The organism is Stenotrophomonas sp. ZAC14A_NAIMI4_1 (genome assembly GCF_003086915.1).
GTDB lineage: Bacteria > Pseudomonadota > Gammaproteobacteria > Xanthomonadales > Xanthomonadaceae > Stenotrophomonas.
On record NZ_CP026002.1, the window covers coordinates 1,456,219 to 1,470,528 of the forward strand.

Annotated in this window: 11 protein-coding genes; 8 read left to right on the top strand and 3 right to left on the bottom strand. The window is 68.8% G+C overall.

Annotation, left to right across the window (positions count from 1 at the left end; translation table 11 throughout):
- The first annotated feature begins 103 nt into the window (after positions 1-103).
- Both C1926_RS06755 and C1926_RS06760 read left to right on the top strand, forming a co-directional pair.
- Positions 104-1,363: a histidine kinase gene (locus C1926_RS06755; protein ID WP_108758681.1), complete on the top strand. Its 1,260-nt coding sequence runs from the start codon at positions 104-106 to the stop codon at positions 1,361-1,363.
- Positions 1,353-2,123, top strand: a complete 771-nt coding sequence (locus tag C1926_RS06760) for a LytTR family DNA-binding domain-containing protein (protein WP_108758682.1) — start codon at positions 1,353-1,355, stop codon at positions 2,121-2,123. Before C1926_RS06755 ends, C1926_RS06760 begins: the two co-directional genes overlap by 11 nt.
- Positions 2,124-2,197: 74 nt before the next feature.
- On the opposite strand, the gene C1926_RS06765 is transcribed toward C1926_RS06760, so the two are convergent.
- Complete coding sequence (locus tag C1926_RS06765) at positions 2,198-2,812, bottom strand: hypothetical protein (RefSeq protein WP_079220468.1); 615 nt, start codon at positions 2,810-2,812, stop codon at positions 2,198-2,200.
- 309 nt (positions 2,813-3,121) lie between these two features.
- On the opposite strand from C1926_RS06765, the gene C1926_RS06770 reads away from it, so the two are divergent.
- Positions 3,122-4,051 carry an oxygenase MpaB family protein gene (locus C1926_RS06770; RefSeq protein ID WP_108758683.1) on the top strand — a complete coding sequence of 310 codons (930 nt, stop codon included), beginning with the start codon at positions 3,122-3,124 and terminating at the stop codon, positions 4,049-4,051.
- A gap of 144 nt (positions 4,052-4,195) precedes the next feature.
- Here the strand turns inward: C1926_RS06770 and C1926_RS06775 are convergent, their stop codons facing one another.
- A complete protein-coding gene (locus C1926_RS06775; RefSeq protein WP_108758684.1) occupies positions 4,196-6,307 on the bottom strand; it encodes a M13 family metallopeptidase in 2,112 nt (703 codons plus the stop codon).
- A gap of 288 nt (positions 6,308-6,595) precedes the next feature.
- Here C1926_RS06775 and C1926_RS06780 point away from each other — a divergent pair, with 288 nt between their 5' ends.
- Positions 6,596-9,547 carry an EAL domain-containing protein gene (locus tag C1926_RS06780; RefSeq protein WP_234458520.1) on the top strand — a complete coding sequence of 984 codons (2,952 nt, stop codon included), beginning with the start codon at positions 6,596-6,598 and terminating at the stop codon, positions 9,545-9,547.
- A gap of 93 nt (positions 9,548-9,640) precedes the next feature.
- On the opposite strand, the gene C1926_RS06785 is transcribed toward C1926_RS06780, so the two are convergent.
- Positions 9,641-10,522 carry a LysR family transcriptional regulator gene (locus tag C1926_RS06785; RefSeq protein ID WP_108758685.1) on the bottom strand — a complete coding sequence of 294 codons (882 nt, stop codon included), beginning with the start codon at positions 10,520-10,522 and terminating at the stop codon, positions 9,641-9,643.
- 95 nt (positions 10,523-10,617) lie between these two features.
- Here C1926_RS06785 and C1926_RS06790 point away from each other — a divergent pair, with 95 nt between their 5' ends.
- From C1926_RS06790 to C1926_RS06805, 4 genes are all read left to right on the top strand, one after another.
- Positions 10,618-11,028: a DoxX family protein gene (locus C1926_RS06790; protein WP_108758686.1), complete on the top strand. Its 411-nt coding sequence runs from the start codon at positions 10,618-10,620 to the stop codon at positions 11,026-11,028.
- Between the two features lie 31 nt (positions 11,029-11,059).
- Positions 11,060-11,866, top strand: coding sequence for a class III extradiol ring-cleavage dioxygenase (locus tag C1926_RS06795; RefSeq protein ID WP_079220476.1), 807 nt, complete (start codon positions 11,060-11,062; stop codon positions 11,864-11,866).
- Positions 11,863-12,516 carry a phospholipase gene (locus tag C1926_RS06800; RefSeq protein ID WP_108758687.1) on the top strand — a complete coding sequence of 218 codons (654 nt, stop codon included), beginning with the start codon at positions 11,863-11,865 and terminating at the stop codon, positions 12,514-12,516. The genes C1926_RS06795 and C1926_RS06800 overlap by 4 nt, the downstream gene beginning before the upstream one ends.
- A gap of 110 nt (positions 12,517-12,626) precedes the next feature.
- The gene (locus tag C1926_RS06805) at positions 12,627-14,276 is read left to right on the top strand and encodes a Na+/H+ antiporter (RefSeq protein ID WP_108758688.1); all 1,650 of its coding nucleotides are present in this window, start codon (positions 12,627-12,629) and stop codon (positions 14,274-14,276) included.
- Positions 14,277-14,310: the final 34 nt, after the last annotated feature.

Here is a 14,310-nt window from a genome sequence, read left to right on the forward strand (position 1 = left end):
GTAACAGCTTCCATCCCCGCTTTCCGGGGCTTCGTCGCAGGCCGCTTGTTTGCCCGGTGGGCCGGCCTATGCTCGGCTCACCCCCTTCCTCCAAGGCGCCGCCGTGATCGCCAGCTTCACTCTCATCCTCCGTCACCTGTTGGCCTGGGCCGTCGCACTGCTGGTGGCCGGCATGGTCTGGAGTGGCATCTTCAGCGGCATGAACGACGGCCCTGGCTGGATCTTCGGCCTGCTGGCGATGTTCCTGATGATCACCGCGCTGGGCAGCGCCATCACCCACGTGCGCCGGGTGTGGCTGATCGCCGGGCGCCTGGATGGCAGCACCCTGTCCGGGCACCAGCGCCGCCAGATCGAAGTGCCGCTGGATGCCGGCCCGGCCTTTGCCCTGGTCGAGGCCGCCGTGGCCGAACTGCCGCGGGTGGAAGACGTGGAAAGCGCCGCCGGCAGCCTGCAGGTGCGCGCCTACGTGCGCCGCGTCGATCCGTGGAATGGCCGCCAGCCGTCGCGCTGGAACCTGCCGGCGCGGCTGGCCATCAAGCGCAACAGCGTGCAGGCCACGGTCACCCCGGGGCAGGGCACCAGCACGGTCACCCTGCTGTTCGAACCGGATGCCGGCTGGTGGGCCGATCTGCTGGCGCTGGATGAGGGCAGCAACTTCGAAAACGCCGAAGCGGTCACCCGTGCGATCACCCGCCGGGTGGCCGACCAGCGCCGCGACGAGCAGGCCGCCGCCGAACAGACCCAGGTGGAAAAGGAACTGTCGGTGGCCCGCCTGAACCTGCTGCACGCGCAGGTGGAACCGCACTTCCTCTACAACACCCTGGCCAACGCGCAGGTGCTCACGCGCACCGATCCGGGCCGTGCCGAACAGATGCTCGGCCACCTCATCCAGTACCTGCGCAGTTCCCTGCCGCAGGTGGATGAATCGGTGTCCACGCTGGGCGTGGAACTGGAGCGCACCCGCGCCTACCTGGAAATCCTGCGCATCCGCATGGGGGCGCGGCTGGCGGTGGAAGTGCAGGTGCCGAACGAACTGCACGGCGTGCACATGCCCGCGATGGCCCTGCAGACGCTGGTGGAAAACGCGATCAAGCATGGCCTGGAACCCAAGCCCGGCGGCGGCACGATCTGGATCCTGGCGCGTGGTTTCGACGACCACGTGACGGTGACCGTGGCCGACGATGGCCTGGGCTTCGGCCAGGGCACCAGTGGCACCGGCATCGGCCTGAAGAACCTGCGCGAGCGCCTGCGCCTGACCTGCGGCGAGCAGGCGGGCGTGGCGATCGTCGCCAATTTCCCCAGCGGCGTGGCCGCCACCATGACCCTGCCGCAGCCGGCCAAGGAACGCAGCCATGCCGCTTGAAGCCCTGATCGCCGAAGACGAGGAACTGCTGCGGCAGTCGCTGGTGGAACAACTGGGCCGGTTGTGGCCGGAACTGAAGCTGGTGGCCGAATGCGAGGACGGCGCCAGTGCGCTGGAACAGCTGACCGAAAAGCAGCCGGACATTGCCTTCCTGGATATCCGCATGCCCGGCATCAGTGGCATCGAAGTGGCCCGCGCGCTGTCCGGACTGAGCCCGCGCACGCAGGTGGTGTTCGTCACCGCCTATGACCAGTACGCCATCGATGCGTTCGAGCAGGGCGCGATGGATTACCTGCTGAAGCCGGTCAGCGACGAGCGCCTGCTGGCCACCCGCGAACGCATCCTTTCGCGCCTGCCCCACACGCGCCAGGACGATGCGGTGCTGGAACGCCTGCTGCAGCGGCTGGGCCCCTCACAGGGGGCGGCAGACCGCCCGCCGCTGGCCTGGATCACCGCCAGCAACGGCCGCGACACGCAGCTGATCATGCTCGAGGACGTGGTCTATTTCCGCGCCGACAACAAGTACACCACGGTGGTCACCAGCGCCGGCGAAAGCCTGTTGCGCACGCCGCTGCGCGAACTGCTGGAAGTGCTCGACCCGCAGCACTTCCGCCAGGTGCACCGTTCGACCATCGTCAACATGAAGGCGGTGGCGGCGGTCAGCCGCGATGACACTGGCCGCGGCGTGCTGCGCCTGCGCCAGCGGCCGGAGACGCTGGTGGTCAGCCAGCCGTTCATGAGCCTGTTCCGCGGCATGTAGAAAGAACAATGCCACCGTGACTGTGCACGGTGGCATTGTGGCTCCCCCCACTTCCCTGGATCGGTGCGCCTGTATCAGTACGCTGGCTGCAGGGTCAGATCGTGGTGGTGTTCGGTCTCGCCGACATGGTTGAGCCGGCCGACCAGTTCGGAGTGCTGCCGCATGCGCCCGATCTCGGTCATGATGCGGATGTCCTCGTGGCGCAGCTCGCGCCTGGAGGTGACGGCCTGCTTGTAGTCCAGCACTTCCGGGTAGTGCTCGGCCAGGTCCAGCGCCTCGGCCACGCACTCGACGCTGTCGGCCTTGGACGTGATGCGCGCGCGGCTGTTGAACGCCTTCATCCAGCGCTCGAAACCGGCCTGCTGGTCGAACATGTTGGCCATGAACCAGATCACGAACAGGATCGACACCCACGACCCGAACACCACGACCACGCGGGTGAAGGTGATGTGGTAATCGTCGCGCCAGAGGTAGTTGGCAATCAGGCCGAGGATGAGCAGGGACGCCGCCTGCCAGCCGATGATCGAGGCAATCAGCCATTGGCACTTGGCCTGGGCCAGCACTGCCACTTCATCGCGGATCTGCTGCTCGCTGAGGTTGCGCCAGTGCGCGACCTGTTTGTCGAACGGGCTGTGGTAGAGCTCGTTGTCGCGAAGCAGTAGTCCCAAACCCTTGAACAAAGCAATCATGGCTGGCTCCCTTGTGGAACGTGCGTCGATCAGCATTGGACGGTGTGGCGGATTCAGTTCTAGCACTTCCAGCGGGCCGTGCAATGGGTGAAATGCCTAGGGGCGTAAGGGTTTTGTCTGAATGGGTGAATGTTGCTGCGGCGCATCATCGCGCTCGGTGCCTGCGTCAAGATGTCGCAGGGTGAAATGTGCTGCGGCCGCACATGAAACTCCGGCTGACCCGCCAGGCTCGCCGCATCCGCCGTGATCGCCCAGAATCGAGGCTGACCGCGCAGACCGCGGCCGATTCCACCACCGCCTGGACCGAAGATGCCGCCGCTGCTGCACCGCCTTTCCCGCCCCGTCACCGCGCCGATCCGGCGCTGGGTGCTTGATGCCTTCCCGCGCGGCCAGAGCGGCATCGACTACGACCACCCGCTGGGCGACCCGGGCTGGTTCGGCCCGGACAGCGTGACCTGGCGCATGCACGCCGAGCTGCCCTCGATGCTGGCCGGCGGCCTGTGCGCGTTGATGCTGCAGACCCTGCACCCGCGCGCGCTGGCCGGGGTGTATGACCACTCCAACTTCCGCCAGGACCTGGTCGGCCGCCTGCGCCGGACCACGGCCTTCGTCGCCGGCACCAGCTACGCACCTGCAGGGGAAGTGGAAAAGCTGGTGGCCAAGGTGCGTCGCATCCATGCGCAGATCCGCGGCTGCACGGCGCAGGGCGAGGCCTATGCCGCCGACGATCCGCAGCTGCTGACGTGGGTGCACGTGACCGAGGCGTTCGGCTTCCTTCAGGGCTATCGCCGCTACGGGCGCGACGTGCCGGAGGCGATGGCCGACCGCTACTACGACGAGTACCGCTGCGTTGCAGAGGCCCTGGGTGCGGTGGACGTGCCGCGCAGCGAGGCGGAAGTGGCGGCTTACTTCTGCGCGCGGCAACCGGAGCTGCTGGCCGATGCGCGTTCGCGCGAAGTGCTGGCGGTGCTGTCGACGGTCAATCTGCCGGTGCCGATTCCGGGCCTGTCACGCGCGGTGTTCCTGGGGGCCGGGGCCGCGCTGCTGCCCGATTGGGCCGAGGCGATGCTGGAACGCAGCGCGGGGCAGCGCACGCAGGCGGCGGCCTCGGCCAGGCTGATGCAGGGCATGGCGCCGCTGTTCCGCCGCGCACTGCCCGATGGCCTGTCCACGCGCGCCTGTGCACGCGTAGGCGTGCCGGTGGACGTGCTGCGCGAGTGGCCCGAAATGCTCCGGTAGGTGCCGACCTTGGTTGGCACGCATTTCGCGGTTCCGCAAAAGCGCCAACCAAGGTTGGCATCTACCGTAGATCCACGCCATGCGTGGATGGCACGCCGCATCCCATGAAAAAACGGGCGCCTTGCGGCGCCCGTTCGCGTTACATCACCACACCTTGACCCGCTTGTCCGGGGCCAGGTACAGCTTCTGGCCTTCCTTCACTTCAAAGGCCGGGTACCACGCATCGATGTTGCGCACGGTCAGCGCACGGTACTGGCCGGGGGCGTGCACGTCGGTCAGCAGGCCGTTGCGCAGGGCCTGTTCGCGGCTCTTGCTGCGCCATGCCTGGGCGAAGCCGAGGAAGAAACGCTGGTCGGGGGTGAAGCCTTCCAGGGTCTGGCCCGGCTTGCCCTGCAGCGACATCTGGTAAGCGTCGTAGGCGGTGCCCAGGCCGGCCACGTCGGCGATGTTCTCGCCCAGGGTCAGCTTGCCGTTGACGTGCACGCCGGGGAACGGCTCGTAGCTGCTGAACTGCGCGGCCAGTGCATCACCGGCCGCGTTGAACTGCTTGAGGTCTTCGGCCGTCCACCAGTTGTGCAGCTTGCCGGTTTCATCGAACAGCGCACCGGCGTTGTCGAAGCCATGGCTGATCTCGTGGCCGATCACTGCGCCGATGGCGCCGTAATTCACCGCGTCGTCGGCGGCGCCATCGAAGAACGGCGGCTGCAGGATCGCGGCCGGGAACACCAGGCGATTCTCCAGCGGCACGTTCATCGCGTTGATGGTCTGCGGCAGCATCGCCCACTCGTTGTGGTCGACCGGCTTGCCCAGCTTGGCGACGTTGCGCGCGTACTCGAACTGCTCGGCGCGCTGTGCATTGCCCAGCGGGTCGTCACGACGGATCTCCAGGCCGGTGTAGTCGCGCCAGGTGTCCGGGTAGCCCATGCCCACGGTCAGGCCGGCCACCTTGGCCTTGGCGTGTGCCTTGGTCTGCAGCGACATCCAGGCCAGGGCGTCGATGCGCTTGGCGAAGGCGGCGATGATGTTCTTCGCCATTTCGTCCGCGCGTTCCTTGGTCTTGGCGTCGAAGTGCTTTTCCACGTAACGCTTGCCGATGGCTTCGCCGACGGCGTGGTTGGCATCGTCCACCGCACGCTTCCAGCGGTCGCTCTGCTGCGGGGTGCCGCTCAGTGCAGTGCCATGGAAGGCGAAGCGGGCATCGGCGAACGTCTTCGGCAGGTAGGCGGCGGCGCGGTCGAGCGCGTGGAAGGCCATGTAGTCCTTCCATGCGTCCAGCGGCTCGGTGGCCACCAGCCGGGACAGGCCGGCCACGGCCTTGGGCTGCCACACGATGAAGTCCTGCTGCTGGCCCAGCTTGGCCGCGTCCAGGAACGCCGCCCAGTCCATGCCCGGTGCCTTGGCGTTGAAGTCCGCCTGGGTCCACGGGTTGGCGCCCAGGGTCACGTTGTTGGTTTCTTCCTGGCTGGCGTGGGCCTGGGCGATCTTCGTTTCCAGCGCGAGGATGCGCTGCGCCTTGCCGGCCGGATCGGCCACGCCGGCCAGCTGCAGCACCTGCGCGATGTAGGCCTGGTACTGCTTGCGCAGTTCGGCCATGCGGCCATCGCCCAGGTAGAAATCACGGTCGGGCATGCCCAGGCCGCCCTGCACCAGGTACGGCGCGTTGCGGTCCGGCTGCAGCATGTCCACCGACACCCACAGGCCGAACAGGCGGTCGGTGTAGAAGTTGGTGGCGTTGAGCAGGTCGACGTCGGCACGCATGTCGCCGCCCAGCGCGCGTGCCAGGCCCGCCTTGTCGGTGATGCCGCTGATCGCTGCCAGCTGCGGCTGCACCGGGGCCAGGCCGCGCTTCTCGATGCCGGCCTCATCCATGAACGCGGCGTAGTAATCGCCAATCAGCTTGTCGTCGCCGCTGGCCTGCGCATTGCCGGCCGCGCCCTCGAGGATCGCGCGGGTATCGGCCTGGGTCTTTTCGGCGATGACGTTGAAGCTGCCAAAGCGCGAGCGGTCGGCCGGAATCTCGGTGTTCTTCACCCAGGTGCCGTTGGCGAAGCCGAAGAAGTCGTCGCCGGCGGCGATGCTGCGGTCCATGCCGCTGGCATCGAAGCCGAAGCTGCCCAGCATCGGCTTGGCCGGGGCAGGGGTGGCATCGGCCGGTGCGGGGGTGCCGGCGGCCGGTTCGGCCGGGCGGTCGCAGGCGGCCAGGGACAGGCTGGCGACGATGGCCAGCGCCAGGGTGGGACGGCGCAGCTTGGACATGGACTTCTCTTGCGGCGGGAAAACCCCAAGTCTAATCCCCTGCGCGCGTGCTGGACGCTCTGCTGCGGGGGCCGTGCTGTGCCCGATCTGGCTGAACACGCGCCGCCGATCTTCACGCCGTCATCGGCGTGGTGCATGCTGCAGGCTGGATACCGGCGCAGCCATGGGGAAGATGGCGTGCCGGACAGACCCAGGCGTCAAGAATGCCGATCTGCGGCCGCTCTGGTCGGGGATGTGGAGGAATCGTTCGCGCATGAAGCCAGTCGTCTGCACAGGGAATATCGACCGATGCCAGCGTTGAAGCGCGCCCTGGCCCGGCCACTGCGTGCCATCACCTGGGGCGGCATTGCCGTGGGCGTGCTGCTGGCGGTGGTGCTGGGGGTGATGCTGGCCAACGATTACCAGCGCCGGCTGGAAGCCGCGCAGCGGCAGAGCCGGGCCATGGCCGTGGGCACCGAGCGGCTGCTGGCGATGGAGCTGCGCAACCTGGAACGGGCCATGAGCGGTATCGCCGCCGATGCCGCCGAACTGTTCCGCCGCGTGCCGGCGCAGGCGCCCGCGCTGCTGGATGCGTCCATCGACGGTGTACTGGGCCGCCACGCCGAACTGCACAGCATCGTCGTGCTCGATACCTACGGCCGCGCGCTGACCGCCGGCAAGGGCGACCTGCAGCTGCCGCTGTGGATCGACCCGCAGCGGCGCGGGCAGGGCAGCGCGCTGTATCTCGGCCCGCCGCAGCAGGCCATCGATGGCAGCTGGGTGGTGCCGCTGGCCCTGCCGATGGCGGGCGACCGCTGGTTGCTGGCGCGCCTGCGCTGCGAGGAGCTGCAGCGCATCGTCGGCGGCCTGGACGTCGGCCCGCGCGGCCTGGTGTCGATCAGCGACGGCCAGGGCTTCATGCTCGCGCGGGTACCGGAGCCGGCCTCCACCGTGGGCCATCGCTACGTGCTGCCCAGCCGCGATCTTGTCGGCCACCAGGCGGTGGTCGAACTGGGCAGCATCCCTGGCGTGGTGGATGGCATTGCGCGGATTTCCACCATCAGCACGCTGGAACGCAGCCCGCTGGCGGTGCAGGTGGGCCTGGCCGACCAGGACGTGCTGGCGCCGTGGTGGCCGTACCTGCAGGCAGCGGTGGCGATCATGCTGGCCTACACCGGCGTGCTGCTGGTACTGCTGTATGCGATACGCCGCAGTACCCGCAGCCATCAGTCGATGGCCGAGGAACTGCGTACCGGCCACGCCGAGTTGGGCCTGGCCCACCACGCCGGCCGGGTCTGCACCTGGCACGTGGACGAGGATGCGGCGCTGCTGCACTGGTCGCCGCTGGCCCGCGAGATTTTCGGCCTGCACACCGACGCCATGCCGGTGGCCGAGTTCTTCAACCGCGTGCACCACGAGGACAGCGAGCGCCTGCAGCGCGCATTCAACCAGGCGTTTGCCGGCGATGAAGTGCTGGACGAGGAATTCCGCCTGGTGCTGCCCGGCGGCCAGGTGCGCTGGGTGGCGGCGCGCGGCCAGCGGGTGGAAGTGGCCGACCGCCAGCGCCGCATGATCGGCGCGCTGACCGACCAGACCGAGCGCTACCGCGCGCGCGAACAGATGAGCCAGGCCGAGCGCCGCTTCCGCCTGTTGTTCGACCGCAACCCGGCACCGTTCTGGGTGTTCGACCCGGACACCCTGCGCTTCCTCGAGGTCAACCACGCGGCGGTGCTGCAGTACGGCTACAGCCGCGAGGAATTCCTGGCGATGAGCATCCTCGACATCCGCCCGCGCGAAGGCTGGGACGAGGTGAAGGGTGCGATCGCGCGGGCCCGCGTGGGCGAAATGCAGGATGCCACCGTGCGCATGCACCGGCGCCGCGACGGCAGCGTGTTCGAAGTGCGCACGCACCTGTCCAAGCTGGATTTCGACGGCCAGCCGGCCTGCCTGGTGCTGGCCGAGGATGTCAGCGAGCGGCTGGCCTACGAGCGCGACCTGGCCTACCGCGCGCGGCACAACCCGGATACCGGCCTGCTGACCGTGCGCGCGCTGACCGAGCAGCTGGACGCGCAGGAAGGCGCCTACACCATCGCCTACGTGCAGCTGCGCGGCCTGCAGTTGGTGGCCGATACGCTGGGCCGCGAGATCGGCGATGCGGTGCTGCAGTCGATGGCCCTGCGCCTGGGCGGGCTGGGCGCGCGCTTCGGCACGCTGGCCTTCCAGCCGGCCGAAGATTTCGTGCTGGCCATCGGCGGCGAGCACACCGCACAGCGTGCGCTGGACGACCTGCTGCAGATCGTCTCGGCGCCGATGCGCGGCAAGGATTCCCTGCACCAGTTCGAGCCGCGCATCGGCGTGGCCGTGCATGCGGTGGGCGATGGCCACAGTGCCGAACAGGTGATCGGCATGGCCGCGCAGGCCGCGCACGCCGCGCGCGCCGAAGGCAACGTGGTGGCATGGTTCGACACCGCGGTGACCACCCGCCTGGCCGACCGCCTGCGCCTGGCCGCGCGCATCCATGCCGCCATCGACAACGAATTCCAGCTGTATTTCCAGCCGATCCGCCATGCCAGCGATGGCAGCCCGGCGGCGCTGGAGGCCCTGCTGCGCTGGCCGCAGGCCGACGGCAGCTTCATTCCGCCCAGCGAGTTCATCCAGCTGTGCGAGGACACCGGTCTGATCCTCGCGCTGGGGCGCTGGGTGATCCGCGCGGCCGCACAGGCGCAGCGGCGCCTGGTGGACGCAGGCTGGGGCGAGCTGTCGATCGCGGTGAATGTCTCGGCGGTGCAGTTCTTCAACAGCGACCTGGTGGCTGAGTTCACCCGCGCGCAGAAGGAGTTCGGCCTGGCCCGCGGCGCACTGCACGTGGAGCTGACCGAGAGCAGCCTGATGCGCAAGCCGGCACAGGCGATGCAGACCATGCAGCGCCTGCACGAGCAGGGCATCTGCGTGTCGCTGGATGATTTCGGCACCGGCTATTCCAGCATGTCCTACCTGCAGCACCTGCCGCTAGACATCCTCAAGATCGACCGCAGCTTCGTCGCGGATGTGGAAACCAACCCGCGCAACGCCTCGATCTGCCGCGCGCTGCTGTCGCTGGGCCACAGCATGGGGCTGACCATCATCGCCGAGGGCGTGGAAACACCGGGGCAGCTGAACTGGCTGGCCGCGCACGGCTGCGACCAGGTGCAGGGCTACCTGCTGGGGCGGCCGGCGCCGCTGGAAAAGATCATCGATTCGCTGGATGAAGTCGTCGCCTGACAGTGGTAGATCCGCCGGGCATGGCCCGGCGCTACCGTTCTGCAGCCGCCCCGGTAGCGCCGGGCCATGCCCGGCGAGCGCGAAACGCGGGCGTCACACCCCCGCATCCACCAGGTAATCGATGAAGCTGCGCACCTTCGGCGCCAGGTGGCTGCGGCTGGTGTACACGGCGAAGATGCCGATGGCGGGCACGTCCCACTCGGGCAGCACGCGCACCAGGCGGCCGTTGGCCAGCGCGTCCTCCAGCAGGAAATCCGGCTGCAGGATCACGCCCATCCCGGCGATGGCCGCTTCGCGCAGTACATCGCCGTTGTTGGCCTGCAGGATGCTGTTCACCGTCACCCGCGTTTCGCCGCCGGGCCCCTGCAGCGGCCACTGGTTGCCCGAGGCCCAGTAGCTGTAGCCGAGGCAGTCGTGCTGTTCCAGGTCCCGCGGGGTGCGCGGCATGCCACGCGCGGCCAGATAGGACGGCGCAGCACACAGGGTGATGCGGGCCTGGCCCAGCCGCCGGGCGATCAGCGCCGGGCTCGGTTCGCGGGTGATGCGGATGGCCACGTCATAGCCTTCTTCCACCATGTCCACCAGGCGGTCGGACAGCGCCAGGTCCAGCTCCACCTGCGGGAAGCGCTGGCGGTAGCCGGCCAGCAGCGGCCCGAGGCGGGCGATGCCCCAGCTGACCGGCGCGTTGATGCGCAGCATGCCCGAGGGCTCCAGTGCCTGGGCGCCGATGCTCGCTTCCAGCGCATCGAACTCGGCCAGCAGGCGCACGCACTGCGCGTAGTAGGCCGCGCCCGCGCTGGTCGGGCTGACCCGCCGCGTGGTGCGGTGGAGCAGGCGGGTGGACAGGCGCTTTTCCAGCGCGGCCACCTGCCGGGTCACCCCGGCCGTGGACATGTCCAAGGCCTGGGCGGCGGCACTGAAGCCATTGCGCTCGACCACCGCCACGAACACACGCATCGCATCCAGGGTGTCCATTGTTTCGCCTTTTGAAACAAATACGGTCGGATCATCGTATTTATCGACGATGGTGAGCGCAATAAGCTGTGCTCACTCCTTCCGAGGTGCCCGCCATGTCTGCCCCTTCCCGCTCGTTGTCACCGCTCGCCCCCTATGCCGCCACCCTGCTGCGGCTGGCGCTGGGCGGCCTGTTCCTGGCCCACGGCCTGACCAAGCTGCTGGTGTTCACGCCGGCCGGCACGGCCGCCTATTTTCAGTCGCTGGGCCTGCCCGGTGCGCTGGGCTATTTCACGATTGTTGCCGAACTCGGCCTGGCCACTGCCCTGCTGCTGGGCATCTACGCGCGCTGGATCGGCCTGCTGGGCGTGCCGCTGCTGCTGGGCACCATCGCCAGCGTGCACGGCGCCAACGGTTTCAGCTTCGCCAATGCCGGTGGCGGCTGGGAATACCCGGCGTTCTGGGCACTGGCCCTGGTCGTGCTGTTCCTGCTGGGCGATGGCCGCTGGACCCTGCGTTCGCGCTGATCGCCCCCTGAAAGAATTCCTGGAGGTTCCCATGTCCCGCCTGCCTTCGCTGTACATCTCCCATGGTTCGCCGATGACCGCCCTGCATCCGGGCCAGGTCGGCGTGCGCCTGGCCGAACTGGCCCGCGACCTGCCGACGCCGCGCGCGATCGTCATCGCCTCGGCGCACTGGCTGGCCCGCCAGCCGCTGGTGGGCACGCATCCGCAGCCGCCCACCATCCACGATTTCGGTGGCTTCCCGCGCGAGCTGTTCGAACTGCAGTACCCGGCCCCGGGTGACCCGGCGCTGGCCGAAGAGGTGGCTGGCCGCATCGCCGCCGCTGGCCTGCCGGTGGCCATCGACCCGCAGCGCGGCCTCGACCACGGTGCGTGGGTGCCGCTGCGCCTGCTGCGCCCGCAGGCCGACATCCCGGTGGTGCCGGTGTCGATCCAGCCGATGCTCGGCCCGCAGCACCAGTACGCGCTGGGCCGCGCGCTGGCGCCGCTGCGCGAGCAGGGCGTGCTGCTGATCGGATCGGGCAGCATCACCCACAACCTGCATGACTGGCGCGATTACCAGGACGGCAAGGAAGCGCCCTACGTGCGCCCCTTCATCGAATGGGTGGAGCAGCGCCTGGCCGCCGATGACCGCGACGCGCTGTTCGACTACCGCCGCCAGGCGCCGTTCGCCGAGCGCGCGCATCCCACCGATGAGCACCTGCTGCCGCTGTACTTCGCGATGGGCGCGGCAGGCGAGGGTGGCTTCGGCGCGCAGCGCATCGATGCCGGCATCGACGCCGGCATGCTGGCAATGGACATCTATCGCTTCGATGGCAGCGCCGCCGCGGTGGCCGCATGAGCGCGGTGCTGCCGATGCTGGAGCGGCCCGCGCAGGGCGCGGCCCAGGGGCTGGTCGTGCTGCTGCATGGCGTGGGCAGCAACGAGCAGTCGCTGGCCGGCCTGGCGCAGGCGCTGGACCCGCGCCTGCACGTGCTGCTGCCGCGCGCGCCGCTGGTGTTCGGGCCGCAGGCGTTCGGCTGGTTCACCGTGCGCTTCGGCGCGCAGGGGCCGGTGATCGACCCGGCCCAGGCCGAACAGTCGCGCCTGCTGCTGGGCGAGTGGCTGGCGGCGCAGCAGCAGCGGCTGGGTGTCGGCGCGCGGCAGACCGTGCTGGCCGGCTTCAGCCAGGGCGGCATCATGAGTGCCAGCGTCGCCCTGACCCAGCCGCAGCGGGTGAAGTCGTTCGGCGTGCTGTGCGGGCGCATCCTGCCGGAGATCGCGCCGCACGTGCCGGCCGATATCGCCGCTGCCGGGCTGGACGGATTGCTGGTGCACGGCCATGCCGATGACAAGCTGCCGTATGCACTGGCCGAGTCGGCCGCCCAGCGCCTGCAGGCGCTGGGCGTGGCCCACCAGCTGCGTGGCTACCCGGTTGGCCACACGCTGTCGGCGGACATGCAGCGGGACATCACCGGCTGGATCCAGCAGCGTTTGCTGTCGCTGCCCTGACGCGCATTCACACAGCGGGCCGCAGCGGCGGCCTGCTGTGTTAACTTTTTTTCCAGTCTCCGGCGCACACCGGTTTTTTCCGGCCCCACGCGCCGCTTCCTGGAAGAAGCATGCACACCATCGAAGTCGTCCTGGCGATGCTGGTAGCCGTTGTCGCCAGCGGTTACCTGGTTCGCGTCCTGCCATTCTCGTTGCCCCTGCCGCTGGTGCAGATCGCGCTGGGCGCGGTCATTGCCGGCGTGTTCAACCGTGGCCATGCGCTGGAACCGGAAGTGTTCTTCCTGCTGTTCCTGCCGCCGCTGCTGTTCCTTGATGGCTGGCGCATTCCCAAGCAGGGCCTGTTCCGCGATAAGGGTGCGATCCTCGAACTGGCCTTCGGCCTGGTGGTGTTCACCGTCATCGGCGCCGGCCTGCTGATCCACTGGATGATTCCGGTGATGCCGCTGGCCGTGTGCTTCGCGCTGGCCGCCATCGTCTCGCCCACCGACCCGGTGGCGGTGGGGGCGATCGCCGCCAAGGCGCCCATTCCCAAGCGCCTGATGCACATCCTGGAAGGCGAATCGCTGCTCAACGATGCGTCCGGCCTGGTCTGCTTCCGCTTCGCCGTGGCCGCAGTGATGACCGGCAGCTTCTCGCTTGCCACCGCCTCGCTGACCTTCCTGTGGGTGGCGGTGGCCGGCCTGGCGGTGGGCGTGGCGGTCACCCTGGGCGTGTCCACGTTCCAGCGCTGGCTGTGGCGCCGCTTCGGCGAAGAGCCCGGCGCGGCGATGCTGGTCAACCTGCTGATCCCGTTCGCGGCCTACCTGCTGGCCGAAGAGATCCATGCCTCAGGCATTCTTGCTGCGGTCGCCGCCGGCATCGCGATGAGCTACGTCGAGCTGACCGGCCGCGTGTCGGGCAGCATGCGCGTGCAGCGCGCCGGGGTCTGGAACATGCTGCAGTTCAGCTTCAACGGCATCATGTTCGTGCTGCTGGGCGAGCAGTTGCCGGGCATCGTCGAGCGCGCCACCACCACCATGAACGAGACCGGCCACCAGAGCGCCTGGTGGCTGCTGGTGTACGTGCTGGTCATCAACGCCACGCTGATCGCACTGCGCCTGCTGTGGGTGTGGCTGTCGCTGCGCTGGAACCTGCTGCGCGCGCGCCGTCGTGGCCTGGAGCGGGGCGAGGCCCCGAGCTGGCGCATCGTGGTGGCGACCTCGGTGGCCGGCGTGCGCGGTGCCATCACCCTGGCCGGCGTGTTGACCCTGCCGTTGTTCCTGCCCGATGGCAGCGCCTTCCCGGCGCGTGACCTGGTCATCTTCCTGGCGGCGGCGGTCATCCTGTTCTCGCTGGTCGGCGCCAGCGTGGCGCTGCCGCAGCTGCTGAAGGGCCTGCAGCTGCCGGCCGATTCGGGCGAACGCAAGGAAGAGGACCTGGCCCGCAAGCTGTCCTCCAAGGCCGCGCTGGCCGGGGTGGAGCGCATGCGCCAGCAGCTGGTGATGAACCAGAACACCGAGAACGTGCAGCTGTACAACGATGCTGCCTCGCGGGTCAGCCTGCTGTACCAGCGCCATCTGGAAAAGGACAGCGACGGCCCCGACGTGGACCCGGAGAAGGTCAACCGGATGGAGCAGGGCTACCGCCAGCTGCGCAGTGCCGGCCTGAACGCCGAGCGCGAGGAGCTGTTCCGCCTGACTCGGCGCGGGGTGATCTCCGATGAGATCTCGCGGCGCCTGATCCGCAACCTGGACCTGCTGGAATCGCGCAAGCGCGATTGACCCTGAAATGTAGAGTCGAGCCATGCTCGACTGC